Here is a 22,215-nt window from a genome sequence, read left to right as displayed (position 1 = left end):
GCTGAGCACCCGTCGCATGAATGCCATCATCGAGCTGGACGTCGAGAACCGAGTGGCGGTAGTTCAACCCGGTGTGACCAACAAACAGCTCAAAGACGCTGCCGGACGACAAGGTTTGACGTATCTGCCCGACCCGTCCAGCTGGGAATCGTCGACCATCGGCGGGAACATTGCCACCAATGCCGGCGGCCTGTGCTGCGTCAAATACGGCGTTACCGCGCGCTTCGTACGCGGATTGCGCGTCGTACTGGCAGACGGAAGAGCCACATTCGTGGGAAGGAGGACGGTCAAGGGTGTAGCAGGCCTGTCCTTGGCCGAACTGTTCGTCGGGTCCGAGGGAACACTGGGCGTCGTCACCGAAGCAACCGTGGGCCTCGACTTCCCCAGTGCCGAACCGATAACCATGGCCGCCACGTTCCCGTCGACAGTGTCTGCAGCCGCTGCCGTTTCGAGCACCCGTGCAGCGGGAATCACGCCCAGCCTCTTCGAACTGCTCGATCGCACCACGATCCGAGCCATCGACGCCTACGCCAAAATGGACTTCGGTCCGGACGCCGGCGCCGTGCTGATCGCGCAATCGGATTCGGGACCCGGCGCGGCGGCAGAACTGGAGGCCATCGCGGCGATCTGCACCGCAGCCGGCGCATCCGACGTGGTGGTCGCCGAGGACAGTGCGGAATCGGAACAGCTCGTTGCGGCGCGCCGGCTCGCCTACCCTGCACTGGAGCGTCTCGGGTCACCGCTTGTCGACGACGTGTCGGTGCCGTTGTCGCACCTGGCCCGGATGATCGACCAAGTGGGACATATCGCGGACCGCATCGGCCTGGTCATCGGTGTCGTCGGACACGCAGGCGACGGCAACATTCACCCGACGGTCATCGTCGATCCCCTCGATCCCGATTCGCTTGCCTCGGCTCATCGCGCTTTCGACGAAATTGCCGAGTTCGCACTGAGTCTCGGCGGAACCATCACCGGTGAGCACGGCGTCGGACTGCTCAAACGCGATCTTCTCGAGAAGGAACTCGACCCCGTCGCCGCGGCCCTGCAACGTGGGATCAAAGAGCTACTGGACCCGCACTACCTGCTGAACCCCGGAAAGTTGCTCACGACCCAACCTCAGCGTCAACCACACAAGTAGCCGGGTGTCGGCGTCGTCGAGATCGAGCCCGAACAACTCCTTTGCTCGACGCAGCCGATACCGAAACGTGTTGGCATGCAGATAGATCGAGGTCGACGCCAGCGCGACATTGGATTCGTGCTCCAGCAGTGCAAGGACGGTGTCCGCGTAGCTTGTCCCCTCGGCGGCGTCGTGGGCACGCATCGCTTCCACGGCCGGGATGTTCAGCGGGCGGGCGGTGAAGGCCTTGCCGATGTCCGACAACGCGATTCGCGGTGCTACATCGCGACGACGAACCGACCGGGCCTCGTCTCCGACGACTTCGAGCACCCGACGTACCTGCTCGCGCGCTGCAAGGGGGCTGCGGTGTGGGTCGCTGATAACGATGGTCACCGGCACTTCGAGAGACGCCGACGCCCGCAGGCGTGCGGTCTCGACTCTGTCGTCGAAATCCGCCGTATCGAGCTCATCTGCGCTCTGGACGGCGCGAAGCAGGTACACGCTCCCGTCGATGATCACCGAACCCGAATCGGGCCCCCGTGCGAGCACAAGCTCGAGTAGACCCGCCAGCTGCTCGAGAACCGAATTCGGATGCGGGCTCGGTACCACAGCCGCCAGCACGACGTAGTGCGCATCCCGAACGGTGACGCTTTCGTCGAGGAGAGCCAGTATTCGATCGTTGCCTCCGCTGGTGGGCGATGTCCTCGCCAGCATCAGCGGCGCCGCCGACTCGGCAGCACGTGTCAATGCTGCGGCGGCCTCGGAGTCGACCGAACCTGACAGACCATCCGGCACGATCGACCAGATGGAACCGAGGTGGTCCTTGCCGCTACCGACCGCGATAGCCAGGCGCGGCAGCGTTCCTGCGACGTCGACGACCCGGACGGTCCGCTCGGATCGGAACGTCGCGTCGCGATGGTGGACGAGGTACTTCTCCGGCACCCGCTTACCGAGAATGCCGTCCCGGCGAACCTCGTCGATAGGTTGACCGGGCACCGAGGAGTAGGCGATGACGTACCCGTACGAATCCATGATCGACACGGCGCCGCCGGTGGCAGCTGCCGCCGCATCGGCGAGAGTCGACAGGTCGTCCGAGGTCACTGCCTCACGATACGACTGTCGCCTCTGAATTCCGCGATCACCGTGCCCCCGCTGCTCACGGTGACGTCGTAGATGCCGTTCTTACCGAATCGCGCTCGCTCGATCGCATCCGCGACGAGCACGTCCCCGGCCTTGGTGGGACGCAGGTACCGGATGTCGCAACGCGCTGCCACCGCAGGCTCGTCGTAGCTGTTGCAGGCCATGGCGAAGGTGGTGTCCGCCAATAGGAACACGTAACCGCCGTGGGTGATTGCGTGGCCGTTGACCATGTCCTCGGTGACGGTCATCGACATTCGTGCGTGGCCGTCGCTCAGCTCGATCAGTTCGATCCCGAGCTTCTGCGACGCCGCATCGACGGCAAACATCTCGTGCGCGATTCGGTTTCGCATCACTGCCGGACTTCTTCCTGCGTGAACATGGTGACTCCGCCCGTAGCGAAGTTCCGCAAATCTTTTCCTGCCGCTTTCATTTCCGGCGACGTCAAGCCTGCCTGCAGCGACGCCTCGTCGGCGAAGTACAGATTGGCCACCGCGTAGTAGGGCGGCTCCGTCCCGTCGAGTGAGCCGACCTTGCCCCACGTGAAGTCGGTCAGGCCGGGTACGGCCTTGGCCAACGGCACGTGCGTGGACGCGTAGTACTCGTCGAAGGATGCGGGGTCCTCGGGCTTCCCGTAGCAGACGGCGACGCGGTAGCTCATGACTCGCCCTCGGGCTTTGCGACGAGAGTTAGCACGTCGTACGTGGCGACGGGGTCACCTTGCTGGTTGACGACCACTGCGTCCCAGCGCACTTCGCCGTAGTCGGCACTCTGACGCGGGGTGATCAATTTGGCGGTCAGCGTAACCGTCAGCGAATCCTCGGCTTTGACCGGCGTCAGGAAACGCAGGCTGTCGACACCGAAGTTGGCGAGTACCGGGCCCGGCGCGGGATCGACGAACAGGCCCGCCGCGAGCGAGACGACGAGATAGCCGTGAGCGACGATGCCACCGAACAGCGGATTGGCCGCTGCTGCCTCGGGATCGGTGTGCGCATAGAACGTGTCACCGGTGAACTCGGCGAAGTGATCGATGTCTGCACGGGTCACCTGACGGGGTCCACCGACGATGGTGTCCCCCAGCTTCAGCTCGCCGAGGTTCTTCCGGAACGGGTGCACGTCGCCGGTCGTCTGGGCCGAGCCCGTAACCCACTTGTTGCCGACCGCGGTGAGCACGTCGGGAGTCCCCTGAATTGCGGTGCGCTGCATGTGGTGCAGCACGCCGCGCATACCGCCGAGTTCCTCACCGCCGCCGGCGCGGCCCGGTCCGCCGTGAACCAGAACGGGCAGGGGCGAACCGTGCCCGGTGGACTCCTTGGCGTCCTCGCTGTTGAGCACCAGGATCCGGCCGTGATACGGCGCGCAGCCGAGGACAATGTCGCGAGCGATCGCCGAATCCTTGGTGACGAGCGAGGCGACCAGCGAGCCCTTTCCGCGTGCGACGAGGTCGAACAGGTCTTCGCTGCCGTCGTAACCGATGACCGTCGAGACGGGTCCGAATGCTTCGATCTCGTGTGGCTCGGGGGCGGTCTTGTCCCCTGCCTTCAGCAGTACCGGTGCCATGAACGCGCCGGGCCTCGTGTCGACGTTGTCCGGATCGCCGTACACGACGGTTGCCGACTTGGTCAGTCCACGAATCGATTTCAGTACCTCGTCGCGCTGGTCGATACTGGCGAGAGCACCCATCGTGACGCCTTCGTCACGCGGATCGCCCACGACAACCTTGTCGAGCCGCGACGTCAGCGCATCGATGACGGGATCCACCATTGCCTGCGGTACGAGGACACGACGGATGGCCGTGCACTTCTGTCCGGCCTTCGCCGTCATCTCGGCGAAGACGCCCTTGACGAACAGATCGAACTCCGGATCGTCCTGCGACACGTCGGACGCCAGAATCGACGCGTTGAGCGAATCGGCTTCCGCGGTGAAGTGCACCCCGTCGCCGACGACATTCGCATGACCACGAAGCGATGCGGCGGTGTCGGCCGAACCGGTGAACGCGACCGAATCCTGGCCACCGAGATGGTCGATGACGCCCCGTGCACTGCCGCACAGCAACTGCACGGAACCCTCGGGGAGCAAACCACTTTCGATGATGCGACGGAACACCAGCTCGGTGAGATACGCGGTCTGACTGGCGGGTTTGACGATGGTGGGGACGCCGGCGATGAACGCGGGCGCCAGCTTTTCGAGGAAGCCCCACACCGGGAAGTTGAACGCATTGATCTGGACAGCGACGCCCCGACGCGAGGTGTAGATGTGTTGGCCGAGGAACGTGCCCTTCTTGCCCAGCTGCTCCACCGCGCCGTCGAGGTAGACGGTGTCGTTCGGGAGCTCGCGACGAACTTTGCTCGCGTAACTGAGGATGGTGCCGAAACCGCCGTCGATGTCGACGCCGGAGTCTCGCTTCGTTGCGCCGGTGTGGACGCCGAGCTCGTAGAACTCGTCCTTGCCTGCCATCAGCGTCAAGCCGAGCTGCTTGAGCAGTCCCGCACGCTCGTGGAATGTCAGGGCGGCGAGCGCAGGTCCGCCGACGGTACGCGCGTAGTCGACCATTCCGGCGACATTCAGGCCGGTCGACGAGATTCGCGCGACCTCGCTGCCGTCGATCGCGCTGAGCAACGGGGTTCCCTCGTCGGTCGCGGCGAACCATTGTCCTTGCGCGTAGCTTTCCAGCAGTCTGCTCACAGCATCTCCATCTCACCGTACGTTCGGTCGGTAATTACCATCGCGCGGTGCACGGTCGGTTGTCAAGAGCAGCTCAGCCGGGTTGGCGCTTCAGGCCGTCGAACGTCAACGCCACAACGGCATCGGCCAGTGCATCGGCAGACCCGCCCGTACGCGGCTTGTACCACTCGATCAGCGAGTTCACCGTGCCGAACAGCAGGCGCGAGACGAGCGCAGGGTCGATGTCGGCGCGGAGGTCACCCTCGTCGGCGGCCGCTACCACCAAGCCCGAGACGAAGGCGTCGAACTCGCGCCTGCGGGCCAACGCTCGACGCTCGACCTCGGTGTTCCCACGAACCCGTAGCAGCAGGGTTACGTACGGCAACTCGGCGACCAGGATCTCCACACTGCGTCGAACCAGGTACTCGAGTCGATCGATGTAGCGCCCCTCGATGGCCGATTCCTCCGTGGTGACCGCGAACAGCGCGTTCAGCGCACGGGAGAGCGCAAGCTCGAGCAGTTCCGACTTGCCGGACACGTGGTGGTAGATCGACGACTTGGTGATGCCGAGCCGCTTCGCCAGTACCTCCATCGACGTACCGTCGTACCCCTTGTCGTTGAAGACCTTGACGGCCACGGCCAAGAGCGAATCGAGGTCGTATCCGGGGCGCCCGGGGAGCCCTGTCCTACGTGGGGCACGTGCGGTTGTCATGGCGACATCTTCGCAGGTGCAGTCGAGATGCACAGCGTCATCCCCTCCCAGACCTTGCGCGACGACCGAATGTTCGGTTATTAATGGGATAACGAATACCGGAATGGGAGCAAGCAGTGGGCGAAGTTTTCTCGGCAGCAGGCGCGCGAACACCACAGGGCCGGCACGACGGCGCACCGATCGAGGCGACGTGACCACCCTCGTCGTCGAAGAACTCGACGACCGCGTCGTCGTCACGCTGTCGCGCGAGAAGCAGCGCAACGCCATCGACGCCGCAATGATCGGCGAATTGCACGGGGTGTGCGCGGTAGTCGAGCAGGATCCGAAGATTCTGATCCTGACCGGCCGGGGCGAACACTTCGCCGGCGGTGCCGATATCAACCAGCTCCGCGCGCGCACCCGCGACGACGCCCTCCGCGGCATCAACCGCAACCTGTTCGACCGCATCGCCGCACTGCCCCTGCCCACGGTCGCAGCCATCCGTGGTTACGCGCTGGGCGGTGGCGCCGAACTGTCCTACGCCTGCGATATCCGTATCGCGTCGTCGACCGCGGTGTTCGGCAACCCCGAGCCCGGGCTCGGCATCATGGCCGCCGCCGGGGCGAGCTATCGGCTGCCCGAGTTGGTAGGCGTCTCCGTCGCCAAGCAGGTTCTGCTCGGTGGCCGAACGCTCGACGCCGACGCCGCACTGCGGTACGGACTGGTGATGGACCTCGTCGACGATCCACTCACTGCGGCGCACACGCTGGCCGACCGCATCGCCAAGCAGGCGCCGCTCGCCCTGAAGCTCACGAAGAAGATCGTCGACGCACCCGGCTCGCAGCCGTGGGCCGACGACATCGCCCAAGCCGTCTTGTTCGAAACCGACGACAAACAACGCCGCATGACGGCATTCCTGGAGAAGAGCAAATGACAGTTCCTTCGCACGTAGGTGTCGTCGGCGGCGGCCGGATGGGCGCCGGGATCGCTCAGGTCTTCGCCGCACTGGGCTCGACCGTCGTCATCGCCGAAGCCGCCGACCAGAAAGCCGCCCTGGGACGCGTCGAGACGGGACTGGCTCGCGCCCACGAGCGCGGAAAGCTCACCGCGGACCCGAGCGACATCCTGGCGCGCGTCACCACCGTCGCCGGGCCGGCCGACCTCCGGGCCGAGCTGGATCTCGTCGTCGAAGCGGTTCCGGAGATTCCGTCGCTCAAGGTCGAGGTGCTCTCGCTGATCGACAGGGCTGTCTCCGCCGAGACGGTGATCGCGTCCAACACCAGTTCGATCTCGATCGCCGAACTCGGTGCAGCCCTGAACGACCCGGCTCGATTCATCGGTATGCACTTCTTCAACCCGGTTCCCGCGTCGACTCTGGTCGAGATCGTGCGGGCGCCGGCGACCTCGCCCAACGTGGTCGAGCGGGTCCGCGGGTGGGTGACGCTGCTCGGCAAAACCGAGGTGCTCGTCAACGACTCCCCCGGATTCGCCACGAGTCGCCTCGGCGTGTGCCTCGGCCTCGAGGCCATCCGCATGCTCGAAGAAGGTGTCGCCGACGCCGAATCCATCGACCGAGCAATGGAACTCGGCTACAAGCACCCGATGGGCCCGCTTCGCAGTACGGATCTCGTTGGATTGGACGTCAGGCTCGCCATCGCCGAACACCTGGCGTCCACCCTCGGGGAGCGTTTCACTCCGCCGCAGTTGCTGCGCGACAGAGTCGCCCGCGGTGAGATCGGCCGCAAGTCCGGTAAAGGTTTTTACGATTGGGAGAGCAAATGACCGTACGACTCGACATATCCGACGGGCTCGCCACCATCACCCTCGGCCGATCCGCCCTGGATACCGCGACGAAAATCGCGTTCAGGGAGGCCGTGGACGGAGCCGGTGACGCCAGGGCTGTTCTCATCACGGCAGAGGGCAAGAACTTCTGCGTCGGCCAAGATCTCGGTGAGCACGTCACGGCTCTCGAGACCGACCCGTCGACGGCCATGGACACCGTCGGAGTGCACTACAACCCGCTGATCCGAGCAATCGAAGCTCTCACGGCGCCCGTCGTGGTGTCCATACCCGGCGCCTGCGTCGGCGCCGGACTGGGGATCGCCTTGGCCGGCGACATCCGTGTCGCCGGCACGAGAAGTTCGTTCGCGACGGCGTTCACCGGCATAGGTCTGGCCGCCGATTCCGGGTTGAGTTATTCGCTGGTCGAGTCCCTCGGCGCGTCCCGGGCGTCGGCGTTGATGCTGCTGGGCGACAAGATCACGGCCGAGCAGGCGCTGGCCTGGGGGCTCGTGCACCGCGTGGTGCCGGAGGACGAGGTGTCGACGACGGCTTTCGAGCTGGCCCGCACACTGGCGTCAGGGCCCACCGAGGCGTACCGGCAGGTGAAGTCGCTCGTTGCCGCGTCGGCCTCGGGTCTGTCCGATGCCCTCGACCGCGAACTGATCGCCCAGAAGCATCTGGGCCGGACCGCGGACCACAGGGCAGCCGTGGAAGCGTTCCTGGCCAAGGCCAAGCCGACATTCACCGGCGCCTAGCGCTGGGGCCACTTGTGCGCCCGGTCACCGTCGGGCATACTGGTTACCAACCGATCATTCGGTAATGAAAGTAGGACTAATGACCACGTCAGAAACCTTGGAACTGCAGGGGACCTTCGACGAGACCATCGCCCGAGAGCAGCGCGTCGAGCCGCGCGACTGGATGCCCGACGGCTATCGGAAATCGCTGATCCGCCAGATTGCGCAGCACGCCCACTCCGAGATCATCGGTATGCAGCCGGAGGGCAACTGGCTCACGCGGGCACCGTCGCTGCGCCGCAAGGCGATCCTCATGGCCAAGGTTCAGGACGAGGCCGGGCACGGCCTCTATCTGTATTCCGCAGCCGAGACGCTCGGAGCCGACCGCGCCGACCTGACGGTCAAGCTCATCGAGGGAAAGCAGAAGTACTCCTCGATCTTCAATTACCCGACATTGACGTACGCCGACGTCGGCACCATCGGCTGGCTCGTCGACGGAGCGGCCATCTGCAACCAGGTTCCGTTGTGCCGCAGCTCGTTCGGCCCCTACGCTCGCGCGATGATTCGCGTATGCAAGGAGGAATCGTTCCACCAGCGCCAGGGCTACGAGCTGCTCGCGACGATGATGCGCGGGACGGCCGAACAGCGTCGCATGGTGCAAGAATCGGTCGACCGGTGGTGGTGGCCGGCACTGATGATGTTCGGCCCGCCGGACGACGAGAGCCCCAACACCGAGCAGTCCATGAAGTGGGGCATCAAGCGACACACCAACGACGAACTACGCCAACGCTTCGTCGACATGTCGATCCCGCAGGCAAAGGCACTCGGAGTCACGTTCCCGGACCCGGACCTGAAGTGGAACGAAGAACGTAAGTCGCACGATTTCGGCGAGCCCGACTGGTCCGAGTTCATGCAGGTGATCAAGGGCAACGGCGCGTCGAACGTCGAACGGATCGCGAATCGCCGCGCAGCGCACGAGAACGGTGCCTGGGTCCGTGAGGCAGCAACCGCCTTCGCGCGTCGTGAGGAAACCGAAAGGAACGCAGCGTCATGAGCGAGTTCACGGCCGAAGGCGGCCACGGCGCCGTGCCCACCGAAGGCGTGCCGGTAGAGCCGAAAAGGGAATCCGTGAAGGCGGATTGGCCCCTGTACGAGGTCTTCCTGCGCGGCAAGCGCGGCCTGAATCATGTCCACGTCGGATCGCTTCACGCCGCCGACGATCACATGGCGCTGCGCCACGCACGCGACGTCTACACCCGCCGCAACGAGGGGGTCAGCATCTGGGTGGTGCCGTCCAATTCGATCGTCGCGTCCTCACCGGCCGAGAAGGATCCGTTCTTCGCACCGAGCGGTGACAAGGTATACCGCCACCCGACGTTCTACGACATCCCCGACAACGTTCCCCACATGTGAGGCCTGAAGCATGACTGATCACGACAACGCCTACGAAGGCCTCGTCGACGAGGATTCGCACGGCCAGTGGGCGTTCGGCACGAGCTTCGACGACCCGCTCGCCGGCGTCGACACCACCGTCCCGGACGACGTCGACTTGAAAGCCCTTGCGGAGTACTGCCTGATGCTCGGTGACGATGCGTTGATCAGCTCCCAGCGCCTAGCCGAATGGAGCACCCGCGCACCGGAACTGGAAGAGGAAGTAGCGCTCGCCAACGTCGGCCTCGATCTCCTGGGCCAGGCCCGCCTGCTCCTCGCCCGCGCCGCGGCAGCCGACGCCTCCGTGGTGCCGTTCATCTCCGAGACGACGCCGGTTCCTTCGGAGGACGCGCTTGCGTTCTTCCGCAACGATGCCGAGTTCAAGTGCGTCCGCCTCACCGAGCTTGACAACGGCGACTTCGCCAAGTCCCAGGTTCGCCTGTTGATCTTCTCGACGTGGCGCCTGGCGATCTTCGATCGCCTGCGTACCTCGCGTGATCCCGTCCTCGCTGCCGTCGCGAACAAGGGCGTCAAAGAGCTCACCTATCACCGTGACTACACAGCGCGCTGGGTCGTGACGCTCGGATGCGGCACCGACGAATCGAAGCGTCGGGTACGCGAAGCGCTCGCACACCTGTGGCCGTACGTCTCGGAACTGTTCGTCCCCACCGACGAAGAGATCGCGTTGGCGAAAGTCGGCGTCGGCGTGGATCCGCGAGATGTACGTGAGGAGTTCGATTCGGTCCTTGCGCAGGTCCTGCACGCCGCCGAACTCGGAGCGCCGGAGGGCAAGAGCGTCGGCACCATCGGTGGACGCGGCGGTCGACGCGGTATCCATACCGAAGCTTTCGGTCCCCTGATCGCCGAGATGCAGGTCGTGGCCCGAGCTCATCCGGAGGGGGTCTGGTGACCACGCTCGAATCGTCCGCGCGCGCCATCGCGGCATCCGTCATGGATCCGGAAATGCCGCTGCTCACCCTCGACGACCTCGGCGTTCTGCGCGAGGTCGAGGTGCGCGGCGACGGCAGTGTCCTGGTCACCATCACACCGACGTACTCGGGCTGCCCGGCCATGGCGACCATGCGAGACGACATCGAGCACAAGCTCCGTGACAACGGCTATTCCGAAGTCGAGATCGTCACCAGCCTCACCCCCGCGTGGAGTACGGATTGGATTTCCGACGAGGGCCGCCGCAAGCTCCGGGAGACGGGCTATTCCGTTCCCGGACCCGCGCAGAAGCGTGCGGCCGGTCCGGTGCCGTTGACCCTCACCGTCAAACCCCGTGAGATCGCATGCCCCCAGTGCAGCTCGATGAACACGATGTTGACCTCCGAGTTCGGCGCAACTCTGTGCAAGGCACAGTACCGGTGCAACGACTGCCTCGAACCGTTCGATCACGTGAAGGAAATCTGATGACCGTCACCGCCGAGCCGTCACTGAAAGACCAGCGCAACAGACCGTTTCACACGTTGACCGTCTCGGACGTCGAGAGCCTGTGTGACGACGCCGTCGCCGTCACCTTCGACGTGCCGGCCGATCTCGAAGACGAGTTCGCCTTCCGCCCGGGTCAATCGCTGATGATCAGCCGCACCGTCGACGGGGTCGAACATCGACGCTCGTACTCCATCTGCGCCCCGGCCGGCGAGAAACCTCGCGTCGGCGTCCGTGAAGTCACCGACGGCTTGTTCTCGTCGTGGCTCGTGCATCAGGTCAAGGCAGGCGACCGCATCGACGTGCAGGGGCCGTCGGGTACATTTCACGCCGATCCGGCCGCGGGAGGCAGGCACGTTCTCATCGCCGCGGGGTCCGGCATCACCCCGATGCTGTCGATCGCCGGATCCGTGCTTGCGAACCCCGACGCCGAAGTGGTTCTGCTGTACGGCAACCGGCGCACTCGGTCGGTGATGTTCGCCGAGGAGATCGCGGACTTGAAAGACCAGTACGGCGCGCGCTTCGACGTCATCCACGTCCTTTCCCGCGAACCCCGCGAGGTCGATTTGTTCAGCGGTCGCCTCGACGCCGTGCGCCTGCGGAACATCCTCGACGCTATCGTTCCGACGCCCGACATCGACCACTTCTGGCTGTGCGGGCCCTTCGGCATGGTGAACGACGCACAGTCGGTGCTCGCCGAACTCGGCGTGCCGAAGAGCAGCATTCACCACGAGCTCTTCTACGTCGACGACGTACCGCCTCCACAGGAAAAGCACCGCGAACCGGGCGTCACCGGGCCGAGCAGTGAGGTGACGATCATCCTCGACGGTCGCGAAGTCACCGGCACCCTGCCTCGGGACGAATCCATTCTCGACGCCGGTGAGCAGCTGCGCTCCGACCTTCCGTTCGCCTGCAAGGGCGGAGTGTGCGGCACGTGCCGCGCCCAGGTGTCCGTCGGCGATACAGACATGCGCCGCAACTACGCGCTCGAGGACAACGAAGTCGCTGCCGGCTTCGTCCTCACCTGCCAGACATTTCCCGTCAGCGACACCGTTACCGTCGATTTCGACGCCTGACTCGTCACCCTCTCGACAACCTCGGAGACCATCATGACCAGCGTCCTCTCCAGCCCGACCGACACGCCCGATATCGAATTCGCGACGCGAGACCGCATCTCGAGTCTCCAACTCGAACGGTTGCAGTGGTCGCTTCGGCATGCTTACGACAATGTGCCGCACTACAAGAAGGCATTCGACGACGCCGGGGTGCATCCGAGTGACCTGAAAGACCTGTCCGATCTGGCGAAGTTTCCCTTCACCGCGAAGAAGCATCTGCGGGAGAATTACCCGTTCGGCATGTTCGCGGTGCCGCAGAACCAGGTCTCGCGCATCCACGCCTCGTCCGGTACGACCGGTCGTCCGACCGTTGTCGGGTACACCGCGAACGACATCAGCAACTGGGCCGATCTGATCGCACGCAGCCTGCGCGCCGGCGGGGTCAAGCCGTCGGACAAGGTGCACGTGGCCTACGGGTACGGCCTGTTCACCGGCGGACTCGGCGCTCACTACGGTGCAGAACGGCTCGGTTGCACCGTCATCCCGATGTCGGGCGGCATGACCGACCGTCAGATTCAACTCATCGAGGATTTCGAGCCCGACGCAATCATGGTCACCCCGTCCTACATGCTCACCATCGTCGACGCAATGATCAAGAAGGGCATCGATCCGTCGAAGACCTCGTTGCAGACCGGAGTGTTCGGTGCCGAGCCGTGGACCGAAGAGATGCGACGCGAGATCGAGAAGACCCTCGACATGGACGCCGTCGACATTTACGGCCTCTCCGAGGTCATGGGACCGGGAGTTGCGATGGAATGCGTCGAAACCAAGGACGGGCTGCACATCTGGGAGGATCATTTCTACCCGGAGGTCATCGATCCGGTGACCGGCGAGGTTCTACCCGACGGCGAGGAGGGCGAGTTGGTCTTCACATCGCTGTCCAAGGAAGCCATGCCGATCATTCGATACCGCACCCGCGACCTCACCCGCCTGCTGCCCGGCACCGCCCGCACGATGCGCCGCATGCAGAAGGTAACCGGCCGCACCGACGACATGATCATCCTGCGCGGCGTCAACCTGTTCCCGACGCAGATCGAAGAACTCATCCTGACGGTCCCCGTTCTCGCGCCGCAGTTCCAATGCGTCCTCGAGCGAGCAGGACGCATGGACTCGCTCACGGTTCTCGTCGAAGCCCGCCCCGATGTCGCCCACGAGGCACATTCCGTCGCCGCAGCGACATTGCGCAAACTCGTCAAAGACCGCATCGGCGTCAGCGTGAACGTCGACGTCCTGGCACCTGCGGCTCTGGAACGTTCCATCGGCAAGGCCCGCCGCCTGATCGACAACCGACCGCCTGCATGAGGTGACCTAGTTGGCAGAAGACTTCGAGCATTGGCGCGAATCCGTATCGACGGCGTTCGTGCCGCTCGATGCCGTCTCCACCGGGCTGTGCACATTCGAGGGCTCGTTGCGGTCCGCGACTCTGGGATCCCTGCAGCTCAGTGAAGTGGCGGGATGCGAGGTCGACGTGCGTCGCACCCGCGCGACGATCAGACGCGCGGACCCGGGACTCATCAAGGTCGGCATGCAGCTCAGCGGCCACGGCGTCGTAACCCAGCGGGGCCGCCAGGCGGTACTGGCACCGGGCGACTTCGCCGTGTACGACACCAGTGAAACCTATGACCTACATTTCGACGGCAACTTCTCGATGTTCGTGATCATGTTCCCCCGCGAGCGGCTGCGAATCGGGTCCCGGGAGCTCGCCGCCGTCACGGCTCGGCGGGTGCAGGGCAATCACGGCGTCGGCGCTCTCGTGTCGCCCTTTCTGTCAGGACTCCGACGCAACCTGGTCGACAACGACTTTCCTGCCACCCCGATGTTCGAGGATGCAGTGCTCGATCTGCTCGGGGCAGCACTCGACGAGAAGGCGCCGCGCGACGCGCAGGCCTCCACCCTGTTGATCGAAGCGAAGTCCCTCATCGAGGCCAACCTCGGCGATCCGGCGTTGTCGACCACGGTTATCGCTGCGCGGCTGCACATTTCGACGCGATACCTCCAGAAACTGTTCAAGGCTGACGGGTCGACAGTCGCCGGATTCATCCGGTCGCGCCGGCTCGAGAAGTGCCATCGCGACCTCGCTGATCCACGACTGCGCGCAGAGAGCATCGGCAATCTCTGCGCGCGGCACGGCTTCTTCGACTCCTCCGCGTTCTCCAGGCTGTTCCGGGAAACGTTCGGGATGTCACCCCGCGACTTCCGCGCGCACTGACACGCTGTGAGACGGGTCGATCCTGACAGCCCGGCTCGCTCCGATCGGCCAGGTTCAGGGTGTGCGTTTTGTGTCGGTGGAACCGCACAAAACGCACACCGGGGCACGAACTACAAAACGATGGTGACGACTTTCTCCTCGGTGTTGGCCTCGATACCGGCCCAACCGAGTTCGCGGCCCGTCCCGCTGGTTTTCATGCCGCCCCAGGGAAGCGCAGGGTCAATGGCGGCCCAGCCGTTCACCCATACCGCACCCGAGCGCACACGTGCGGCGAGTAGATGTGCGTGAGAGACGTCGCGGGTCCAGATGCTGGCGGCGAGGCCGTAGGCGGTGCCGTTGGCGATCGCGATGGCCTCGTCGGCGGTGTCGAACGGAATGACCGTGCCCACCGGGCCGAAGATCTCTTCCTGCGCAATTTTCATATCGTTGTTCGCATCCGCGAAGATCGTCGGTTCCACGAAGAATCCGTCGCCGTCCGGACGCCCACCGCCCGCGGCGACCCTGGCCCCGCCGTCACGACCGGCCTGGATGTAGCCGAGCACGCTGTCGCGCTGATTCGCATTGACCAGCGCACCCATCGTCGTCGACGGATCGAACGGGTCCCCTAACACCTGGGCCGATGCCGCGGCCGACAGCCCATCGACGACCTGCGAATACAACGACCGGTGGACCAGTACACGGGTACCTGCCGCGCACACCTGACCCTGGTTGAAGAACAGACCCATCGCGGTTCCGTTGATCGCCGCTTCGAGGTTCGCGTCCTCGAGAATGATCTGTGGCGACTTCCCACCGAGCTCGAGCGTGGTCCGCTTGAACGTATCCCCCGCCTTCTTCGCAATCATGCGTCCGACTCGCGGGCTGCCGGTGAAACTGATCTTGTCCACGTCGGGATGCCCGACGAGTGCATCGCCCGTCACCTCACCCAGTCCGGGCACGACGTTGACGACACCCGCGGGCACGCCCGCCTCGTCGATGAGACGTGCAAGGTGCAGGATCGAAAGCGGGGCATCCTCCGGCGGCTTGACCACGAGGGTGTTGCCTGCGGCCAAGGCCGGAGCCAACTTCCACGCGGCGATCATCAGCGGTGTATTCCACGGAACGATCGCGCCGATGACACCGACCGGCTCGCGCACGGTGTACGAGTGCGTGGGCTGCCCGAAGTACCCTGCGGTCGGAATGGTCGTGCCCTGAATCTTGTCGGCCCACCCGGCGAAATGACGGAAGGTCGCCGCAGCATTGGGGATGTCGAGCATCGCCGGCTGACCGACGGGTTTGCCGACATCGTGGGCCTCCAGACGTGCCAGGAGGTCACCGTCACGTTCGATGAGGTCAGCGATACGGTTGAGCAGCTTGCCTCGGACGACACCGGGGGTCGATCCCCACTCACCGTTCGATTGCGCACGCGCGGCACGAACAGCAGCGTCGACATCTGCCGCGGTGGCCGAGGCGACGTCGACCAGTGGCCGGCCTGTCGTCGGATTGATGTCGGTGAACGTGCCGCCGTCCGATGCACCCCGCCACGAGCCTGCGATAAACAATTCGGTGGCTGTGTCGTGTGGAAGAGACGTGCCGGTCTCGTGAACTGCAGTCATGGGTCGGTGCCTCTCAGTACAGGATCAGGCCGCGGACATTTTCGGCGTTGCGCATCGCCTCGTACCCGTCGTTCACCTGATCCAGTGTGTATGTGCGCGTGATCATCTCGTCGAGCTTGAGATGGCCCTCCATGTACAGGCGCAACAGGTGTGGGATGTCGAATCGGATGTTGGCGTTACCGAACCAAGCCCCCTTGAGGGTCTTGCGCATCGCCGTCAGATCGAACAGGGACAGCGAGACGTCGGTCTGAGTGAGGTCACCGACGGAAACGTTGACGCAGATACCGCCCTTCGCCACCAGGCTCATGGCCGGGGCGATGATTGCGCCGCTCGCGACGTCGATCGTGATCAAAACCTTGTCTGCCAGCGCTCCCCACGTCAGTTCTTCCACCAGTGGGAGTGCCTCGTCGATGTTCGCGGCGGTGTGGGTGGCACCGAAGACTTTGGCTTGATCGCGTTTGAACGGCGACGGATCGACGACAATCACGTGTCGCGCACCGGCAAGCGCAGCGCCCTGGACGGCTCCACAGCCGACACCGCCCATACCGAGAACGACAACGGTCTCGCCGGCGGACACGCCTGCTGCATACACAGCCGAGCCCCAACCGGTGGTCACACCGCACCCGACCAACGCAGCCTTGTCCAGAGGAATGTCATCGGTGATCTTGACGCACGACGCTTCGTTGACGACTGTCTGCGGTGCGAACGTGCCAAGGAGGCATTGGATCCCTGCATCCTGGCCGCGCACGTGATGGCGTGCGGTGCCGTCGCTGACCTGGTAGCCCCCGAGAAGATGGGCGCCGAGGTCGCAGATGCTGGACATGCCGGTAGCGCACGCTCGGCAACGACCGCACGCTGGAATGAAGCCGAGTGCAACGTGGTCGCCTACCCCGACAGATGTGACGCCCGGCCCGATTTCGATGACCACGCCTGCACCCTCGTGGCCGCCGATGAACGGGTACAGCCCCACCGGCACACTGCCGTCACGGACGTGTTCGTCGGAGTGGCACAGTCCCGACGCCGCCAATTCGACTTTTACTTCGCCGTGCTTCGGGGCGTCGAGAACCAAGTCCTCGATTTCCCAGGGGCGGCCGGCTTCCCAGAGAACTGCTGCTTGCAATGTCATTGCAGACCTTCTTTCGGAGTGTGTCCTGGGTCATAGCTTGGTCCGCGGGGGCGGTTCCCGACTTGTCGCTGGACGCACGATTGTTGTCGTTATGCGCACACGCGCATACGCGCTGGGATGCTCGATTCCTCCATCGCCGAGGACCGGTCGACGTGGTTTCGCCGTAGGCACTTCGAGGAGGACTCAGCGATGCCTACTGTCGTCACCGACGATGCTGTGACCCTGAGCTATATCGACGAGGGAACCGGCCCGGTCATCGTTCTGATTGCAGGGTTCTGTGCACCGGCGACCAGCTGGGCGTTGCAGACGGGTGCGGGCACGCCTCCAACATGGACAGGCCGCAGGAGTTCAACGGTGCCGTGCTCGGCTTCGTGCGCTCACTTCCCCAGTAGCTCGGCACTTCTGCGCAGCCGGAGCACCACCTGGAGATCCAGCGCCCTGTCGGGATCACGCCACTGGGTGCCGATGAGACGGTCGATCGCGTCGAGTCGTTGGTACAGCGTGTTGACGTGCACCCCGAGGTTCGACGCCGTGGCCGCATGGTGACGCCCGTGGGCGAGGTAGGCCGAGAGGGTGTCGACCAACGGCACGCCGCGTCTGCTCTGTTCGGCCATCAGTGGACCGATCTCGGCTTCGGTGAGCTCGTCGAGATGCTCGCGGGCCAAGTGGCTGAGCAATATTCGATAGATCCCGAGCCCCTTCGCCGACGACACTTCGCCGTCTCTCCCGAGGGTCATCAGGACATCGACGGTCTGTTGCGCTTCCCGGTATGCGCGGGCGACGGTAATCTTCATCCCTTGCTCATCACCCCACACGACGACCTCCCCGCCCGTGACCGCGCACAAGCCGCGTTCGCCGAGATCATCGATGCTGCAATCGAACTGGGCGGTACCGTCACCGGCGAGCACGGGTTCGGATTGCTCAAGATGGACGGACTCGTACAGGAACTGGATCCCACGGTTCTCGACATGCAGCGCGCGGTCAAGAAGGCCCTCGACCCACAGGGAATCTTCAACCCCGGCAAAGTCTTCCACCCCTGAGCCCGAGTGCGGCGGCTTGCAAGCCGCCGCCCTGCTGCGGCCTCACGGGTGAGCGTGCAGGGGCTTTCCGGCCAGCGCCAGGTGAGCTTCGCCGAAGGCCTCCGACTGCGTGGGGTGCGCGTGCACGAGATGCGCGACCTCTTCGGGGTAGGCGCCCCAGTTGACGACCAGCTGTGCTTCACCGATGAGCTCGCCGACGCGGGCGCCCACCATGTGAATTCCCACCACGGTACCGCCCGAACGCACCAGCTTGACACCCCCGGAGGCCCCGAGGATCTGACTCTTCCCATTGCCCGCGAGGTCGTAGACGGTAGCGTCGGCACTCCCGTGCTCCTCGGTGGCCTGCGCCTCGGTCAGACCGACGGACGCCACCTCCGGGTTGGAGTACGTGACCCGCGGGATATTGCTGTCCGGCACTGCCTTCGGTGCCATACCGGCGATCTGCTCGGCCACGAAGATGCCGTGCTGAAATCCTCGGTGCGCCAACTGTGGTCCTCGGACGATGTCGCCGACGGCGTACACGCCCTCCTCGCTCGTCTGCAGGGTGGAGTCCACCCGGACGAAGCCGGAATCGACCGTCACTTCGCCGAGATCGGACGTGTTCGGTCCCCGGCCGACGGCCACGAGCAGAACGTCGGCGTCGAGGGTTTCACCGGATTCGAGCGTCACGGTCACCCCGTCCGGCGTTTCCTTCACACCGGTGAAGGGCGACGAGGTTCTGGCGGTGATACCGCGCTTGCGGAAGGCGCGGGTCAGCTGCTTCGACGCCCACTCGTCCTCCCCGGCGATCAGCCGGGGCAGTGCTTCGACGATCGTGACGTTGGATCCGAACGATGCCCACACACTGGCGAATTCGACGCCGATGACGCCGCCGCCGAGCACGATGACCCGCGTCGGCACGGTGTCGAGGGTCAGCGCTCGGTCGCTGGTGAGCACTCTCGGTCCGAGTTCGATTCCGTCGAGCACCTTCGCATGAGACCCGGTCGCGAGCACCACCGAATTGCCGACGAAGCGGCGTCCGTCCACGTCGACTGTGTGGTCACCGACATAGGCGCCCGCGCCGCTGATCATGTCGATCTCGTGCGCGGCGACGAGCCCCTGCAAACCCCTGTACAACTTCGCGACGACGCCATCCTTGTAGGAGTGCACGCCGGCCATGTCGATGCCGTCGAACGTCGTTCGCACGCCCACCGACGCGCTCTCACGCGCGGTGTCGGCGACCTCGGCCGAGTGCAGCAGCGCCTTCGTCGGGATGCAGCCGCGATGCAAACATGTACCGCCGACCTTGTCCTTCTCGATCAGCGTCACCGACAGCCCGAGCTGCGCAGCCCGAAAAGCACACGCATAACCCCCGGAGCCGCCGCCCAGGATCACCACATCGCTCGTGCTCGCGCCGCCGCGCCTCACGCCAGAGCCACCAGGTTCAGCGGGTCGGACAGGATCGATGCGATGTCGGCCAAAAACCGCGATCCCTGTTCGCCATCGACCAGGCGGTGATCGAACGACAGGCTCAGTGTCGTCAGCGAACGCAACGCGATCTCACCCTCGAATTCCCATGGTTGGCGCCGAATCGCACCGAAGCACAGGATCGCTGCTTCGCCGGGGTTCAAAATGGGTGTGCCCGAATCTACGCCGAAGACACCGACATTGGTGATCGTGATGGTTCCGTCGGCCAGGTCGACGGGACCGGTCTTACCGTCCTTGGCCGTGGCCGTCAGCTGGGTGAGCGCCAAAGCAAGGTCTTTGAGCCCGAGGGTGTGCGCGTCCTTGATGTTCGGGACCATGAGCCCGCGCGGGGTCGCGGCCGCGATGCCGAGGTTGACGTATGCCTTGGTGACGATCTCCTGGTTCTGTTCGTCCCACTCCGAATTCAGGCTCGGGTTGGACCGCAGCGCGACGAGCAGAGCTTTTGCGACGAGCGCCAACGGCGTCAGCTTGATGTCACGGAAGTGCTTGCTCGCCTTCAGCTTCTCCATCAGTTCGACCGTCGGCGTGACGTCGACGGTGATGAACTCGGTGACGTGCGGTGCGGTGAACGCGCTCTGCACCATCGCCGCGGCGGTGTGCTTGCGCACGCCCTTGATGGGGGTACGGGTTTCGTTCCGAAACACCGACGGCACGGCAGCCGATTCGTTGGGAGTGGCAACGCCCCGACGCAGGAACGCCTCGACATCCGCGCGCGTCACCTCACCGTGACTGCCGGTGGCGGGCACGTCGGCCAGATCGATGCCCTCCTGGCGTGCGACGAACCGAACCGGCGGCGACGCAAGGGGCTTCGCAGCGGGCTGGGGCGTAGCAGCCTGGTTTGGTGCAGACTGGGGCGCTGCAGACTGGGACGATGATGGCTGAGTCGTTGATGGCTGAGTCGTTGATGAAGGCTGGGGCGCCTTACGATTCCCGCGGCGGCTGCGTCCCTCTCCCGCAACGCCGTAACCGACCAGCACGGGCACGCGCTCTTCGGCCTGCGCGGGCTCCTGCAGCACGACCTCCGGCGCAGGACCACCGTCTGTACCGATATCCGCAGCTGTGCCAATGTCCGCGGCTGTGCCAATATCACCAGCCGTACCAATATCACCAGCCGTACCAATATCGATGATGGGTGTTCCGACTTCGACGGTCGTGCCCGCTTCGGCGCGCAGGGCGGTGACGGTTCCCGCGTACGGGGACGGCAGTTCGACGGACGCTTTGGCGGTCTCGACCTCGGCGATCACCTGGTTCAGCTCGATGGTGTCACCCACCTTGACCAGCCAGGTGACCAGTTCAGCCTCGGTCAGCCCTTCCCCGAGGTCGGGGAGCCGGAAACTCTGTGTCATCGAAATGGGTTCCTATCGGGTTGTGAGGGTGCGGTCGACGGCGTCGAGGATGCGATCGGCGTCGGGGAGGAAGAACTCTTCGAGCTTCGACGCCGGGTAGGGGGTGGTGAATCCGCCGACGCGCTGGACGGGCGCCTCGAGGTGGTAGAAGCATTGATCCTGAACGCGTGCAGCGATTTCGGCGCCGATACCCATGAACGTCGCGGCCTCGTGGGTAACGACGAGCCGGCCCGTCTTGCGCACCGAGTTGCCGATGGTGTCCATGTCGAGGGGCGACAGCGAGCGAAGGTCGATGACCTCGATCGAACGGCCCTCCCCCGCTGCGATCTCCGCTGCCTGCAGTGCGGTGGCCACCAGGGGTCCGTAGGCGATCACGGTGGCGTCGGTGCCGACACGCACGACGCGAGCCTTGTGCAACGGGTAGGCGTCGTCGGTCGATGCGGTGACGTCGACCTCGCCCTTCGCCCAGTAGCGACGCTTCGGCTCGAAGAACAGCACGGGATCATCCGAGGCGATGGCTTGACGCAGCATCACGTTGGCGTCGGCAGCGTTGCTGCAGCTGACGACTCGCAGGCCCGCGGTCTGCGCGAAGTAGCCCTCGGGAGACTCCGAGTGATGTTCCACAGCACCGATTCCGCCGCCGTACGGCACGCGAATGGTGATGGGCATCTTGACGTTGCCACCGGTACGGTAGTGCAGCTTCGCGACCTGGCTTACGATCTGATCGAAGGCCGGGTAGATGAACCCGTCGAATTGAATCTCGACCACCGGCCGATAGCCGCGCATAGCGAGACCCACTGCGGTACCGACGATTCCGGATTCGGCGAGGGGTGTGTCGATGACGCGATTGGGCCCGAAGTCCTTCTGCAGGCCGTCGGTGATTCGGAAGACGCCGCCCAGTTTGCCGATGTCCTCACCGAGGAGAACGACTTTCGCGTCGTCTTCCATGGCCCGGCGAAGACCTGCGTTGAGCGCTTTGCCCAGCGGGAGAATTCTCGAAGGTTGTGCGCCCGGTGATTGTGCGGCCGGTGCGTCGAGTGTGGCGGTCATGGCTCAGGCTCCTTCGAATCCGGCGAGGTAGGTGGCGTAGGCGCCACGTTCTTCCTCGATCAGTGAATGCGGATCGGCATAGACGTTGTCGAACACCGACATCGCTTCCGGCTCGACGGTGCCGAGGCAACCGCTGCGCAGTGCTGCCGCGGTCTCGTCCGCGCGTGCCTTCACCCGCGCGCGCAGAGCATCGTCGAAGGCTCCTTCGCGCTCCAACAGTCGCTCCACGCGGTCGATCGGATCTTTCTGCTTCCACTCGTGGTCGAGGGCAGCGGGACGGTAG

General features: G+C 64.8%; 21 protein-coding genes and 3 pseudogenes. 12 read left to right on the top strand and 12 right to left on the bottom strand.

Features of this window, described 5'->3' with window-relative positions:
• A partial coding sequence (locus tag WBQ44_RS21480) for an FAD-binding oxidoreductase (RefSeq protein WP_495568686.1) occupies positions 1-1,138 on the top strand: 1,138 nt, incomplete at its 5' end.
• Here the strand turns inward: WBQ44_RS21480 and WBQ44_RS21475 are convergent.
• The 5 genes from WBQ44_RS21475 to WBQ44_RS21455 form a co-directional block, all read right to left on the bottom strand.
• Positions 1,064-2,218: a PucR family transcriptional regulator gene (locus WBQ44_RS21475; protein ID WP_495568685.1), complete on the bottom strand. Its 1,155-nt coding sequence runs from the start codon at positions 2,216-2,218 to the stop codon at positions 1,064-1,066. The genes WBQ44_RS21480 and WBQ44_RS21475 overlap by 75 nt on opposite strands.
• Positions 2,215-2,607, bottom strand: a complete 393-nt coding sequence (paaI, locus tag WBQ44_RS21470) for a hydroxyphenylacetyl-CoA thioesterase PaaI (protein ID WP_495568684.1) — start codon at positions 2,605-2,607, stop codon at positions 2,215-2,217. Before paaI ends, WBQ44_RS21475 begins: the two co-directional genes overlap by 4 nt.
• Positions 2,607-2,915, bottom strand: coding sequence for an EthD family reductase (locus tag WBQ44_RS21465; protein ID WP_495568683.1), 309 nt, complete (start codon positions 2,913-2,915; stop codon positions 2,607-2,609). Before WBQ44_RS21465 ends, paaI begins: the two co-directional genes overlap by 1 nt.
• Entirely contained in the window at positions 2,912-4,939 is a 2,028-nt protein-coding gene (paaZ, locus tag WBQ44_RS21460; protein WP_495568682.1) for a phenylacetic acid degradation bifunctional protein PaaZ, read from the bottom strand. The genes WBQ44_RS21465 and paaZ overlap by 4 nt, the downstream gene beginning before the upstream one ends.
• A 73-nt stretch (positions 4,940-5,012) precedes the next feature.
• Positions 5,013-5,630 (bottom strand): TetR/AcrR family transcriptional regulator, encoded by a 618-nt coding sequence (locus WBQ44_RS21455; protein WP_495568681.1) that lies wholly within the window; start codon positions 5,628-5,630, stop codon positions 5,013-5,015.
• A 190-nt stretch (positions 5,631-5,820) separates the two neighbouring features.
• Between WBQ44_RS21455 and WBQ44_RS21450 the strand changes: the two genes are divergently transcribed.
• The 10 genes from WBQ44_RS21450 (at position 5,821) to WBQ44_RS21405 (ending at position 14,311) form a co-directional block, all read left to right on the top strand.
• Positions 5,821-6,543 carry an enoyl-CoA hydratase/isomerase family protein gene (locus WBQ44_RS21450; RefSeq protein ID WP_495568680.1) on the top strand — a complete coding sequence of 241 codons (723 nt, stop codon included), beginning with the start codon at positions 5,821-5,823 and terminating at the stop codon, positions 6,541-6,543.
• Entirely contained in the window at positions 6,540-7,391 is an 852-nt protein-coding gene (locus tag WBQ44_RS21445) for a 3-hydroxyacyl-CoA dehydrogenase family protein (RefSeq protein ID WP_495568679.1), read from the top strand. Before WBQ44_RS21450 ends, WBQ44_RS21445 begins: the two co-directional genes overlap by 4 nt.
• Positions 7,388-8,146, top strand: coding sequence for an enoyl-CoA hydratase-related protein (locus tag WBQ44_RS21440; RefSeq protein ID WP_495568678.1), 759 nt, complete (start codon positions 7,388-7,390; stop codon positions 8,144-8,146). The genes WBQ44_RS21445 and WBQ44_RS21440 overlap by 4 nt, the downstream gene beginning before the upstream one ends.
• 79 nt (positions 8,147-8,225) lie before the next feature.
• Positions 8,226-9,179 carry a 1,2-phenylacetyl-CoA epoxidase subunit PaaA gene (paaA, locus tag WBQ44_RS21435; RefSeq protein WP_495568677.1) on the top strand — a complete coding sequence of 318 codons (954 nt, stop codon included), beginning with the start codon at positions 8,226-8,228 and terminating at the stop codon, positions 9,177-9,179.
• Entirely contained in the window at positions 9,176-9,538 is a 363-nt protein-coding gene (gene paaB / locus WBQ44_RS21430; RefSeq protein ID WP_495568676.1) for a 1,2-phenylacetyl-CoA epoxidase subunit PaaB, read from the top strand. The genes paaA and paaB overlap by 4 nt, the downstream gene beginning before the upstream one ends.
• A 10-nt stretch (positions 9,539-9,548) precedes the next feature.
• Positions 9,549-10,466 carry a 1,2-phenylacetyl-CoA epoxidase subunit PaaC gene (gene paaC / locus WBQ44_RS21425; RefSeq protein WP_495568675.1) on the top strand — a complete coding sequence of 306 codons (918 nt, stop codon included), beginning with the start codon at positions 9,549-9,551 and terminating at the stop codon, positions 10,464-10,466.
• 41 nt (positions 10,467-10,507) lie between these two features.
• The gene (gene paaD, locus WBQ44_RS21420) at positions 10,508-10,969 is read left to right on the top strand and encodes a 1,2-phenylacetyl-CoA epoxidase subunit PaaD (protein WP_495568689.1); all 462 of its coding nucleotides are present in this window, start codon (positions 10,508-10,510) and stop codon (positions 10,967-10,969) included.
• Positions 10,969-12,063, top strand: a complete 1,095-nt coding sequence (gene paaE / locus WBQ44_RS21415) for a 1,2-phenylacetyl-CoA epoxidase subunit PaaE (protein ID WP_495568674.1) — start codon at positions 10,969-10,971, stop codon at positions 12,061-12,063. Before paaD ends, paaE begins: the two co-directional genes overlap by 1 nt.
• Before the next feature lie 33 nt (positions 12,064-12,096).
• Positions 12,097-13,404: a phenylacetate--CoA ligase PaaK gene (gene paaK / locus WBQ44_RS21410; protein ID WP_495568673.1), complete on the top strand. Its 1,308-nt coding sequence runs from the start codon at positions 12,097-12,099 to the stop codon at positions 13,402-13,404.
• A 10-nt stretch (positions 13,405-13,414) separates the two neighbouring features.
• Positions 13,415-14,311, top strand: coding sequence for an AraC-like ligand-binding domain-containing protein (locus tag WBQ44_RS21405; protein WP_495568672.1), 897 nt, complete (start codon positions 13,415-13,417; stop codon positions 14,309-14,311).
• Positions 14,312-14,421: 110 nt separating this feature from the next.
• Here WBQ44_RS21405 and styD read toward each other — a convergent pair whose 3' ends face one another.
• From styD to WBQ44_RS21390, 3 genes and pseudogenes are all read right to left on the bottom strand, one after another.
• Entirely contained in the window at positions 14,422-15,903 is a 1,482-nt protein-coding gene (styD, locus tag WBQ44_RS21400; protein ID WP_495568671.1) for a phenylacetaldehyde dehydrogenase StyD, read from the bottom strand.
• Between the two features lie 13 nt (positions 15,904-15,916).
• Complete coding sequence (locus WBQ44_RS21395; protein ID WP_495568670.1) at positions 15,917-17,029, bottom strand: NDMA-dependent alcohol dehydrogenase; 1,113 nt, start codon at positions 17,027-17,029, stop codon at positions 15,917-15,919.
• Between the two features lie 377 nt (positions 17,030-17,406).
• A pseudogene (locus tag WBQ44_RS21390) lies at positions 17,407-17,811 on the bottom strand (PucR family transcriptional regulator); the annotation flags it as partial.
• On the opposite strand from WBQ44_RS21390, the pseudogene WBQ44_RS21385 reads away from it, so the two are divergent.
• Positions 17,803-18,069, top strand: a pseudogene (locus WBQ44_RS21385) (FAD-binding oxidoreductase); the annotation flags it as partial. The pseudogenes WBQ44_RS21390 and WBQ44_RS21385 overlap by 9 nt on opposite strands.
• Positions 18,070-18,111: 42 nt before the next feature.
• Here WBQ44_RS21385 and lpdA read toward each other — a convergent pair.
• The 4 genes and pseudogenes from lpdA to WBQ44_RS21365 all read right to left on the bottom strand — a co-directional run.
• Positions 18,112-19,476 carry a dihydrolipoyl dehydrogenase gene (gene lpdA, locus WBQ44_RS21380; RefSeq protein WP_495568669.1) on the bottom strand — a complete coding sequence of 455 codons (1,365 nt, stop codon included), beginning with the start codon at positions 19,474-19,476 and terminating at the stop codon, positions 18,112-18,114.
• Positions 19,473-20,888 (bottom strand): dihydrolipoamide acetyltransferase family protein, encoded by a 1,416-nt coding sequence (locus WBQ44_RS21375; RefSeq protein ID WP_495568688.1) that lies wholly within the window; start codon positions 20,886-20,888, stop codon positions 19,473-19,475. The genes lpdA and WBQ44_RS21375 overlap by 4 nt, the downstream gene beginning before the upstream one ends.
• 6 nt (positions 20,889-20,894) lie before the next feature.
• Positions 20,895-21,866, bottom strand: coding sequence for an alpha-ketoacid dehydrogenase subunit beta (locus tag WBQ44_RS21370; RefSeq protein ID WP_495568687.1), 972 nt, complete (start codon positions 21,864-21,866; stop codon positions 20,895-20,897).
• A gap of 69 nt (positions 21,867-21,935) precedes the next feature.
• Positions 21,936-22,215, bottom strand: a pseudogene (locus WBQ44_RS21365) (pyruvate dehydrogenase (acetyl-transferring) E1 component subunit alpha); the annotation flags it as partial.

Origin of the sequence: Rhodococcus sp. (in: high G+C Gram-positive bacteria), from assembly GCF_049591685.1 — a bacterium.
Taxonomy (GTDB): Bacteria; Actinomycetota; Actinomycetes; order Mycobacteriales; family Mycobacteriaceae; genus Rhodococcoides.
The sequence above is the reverse complement of the archived record's forward strand: the minus strand, read 5'-3'. Positions and strand labels throughout refer to the sequence as shown.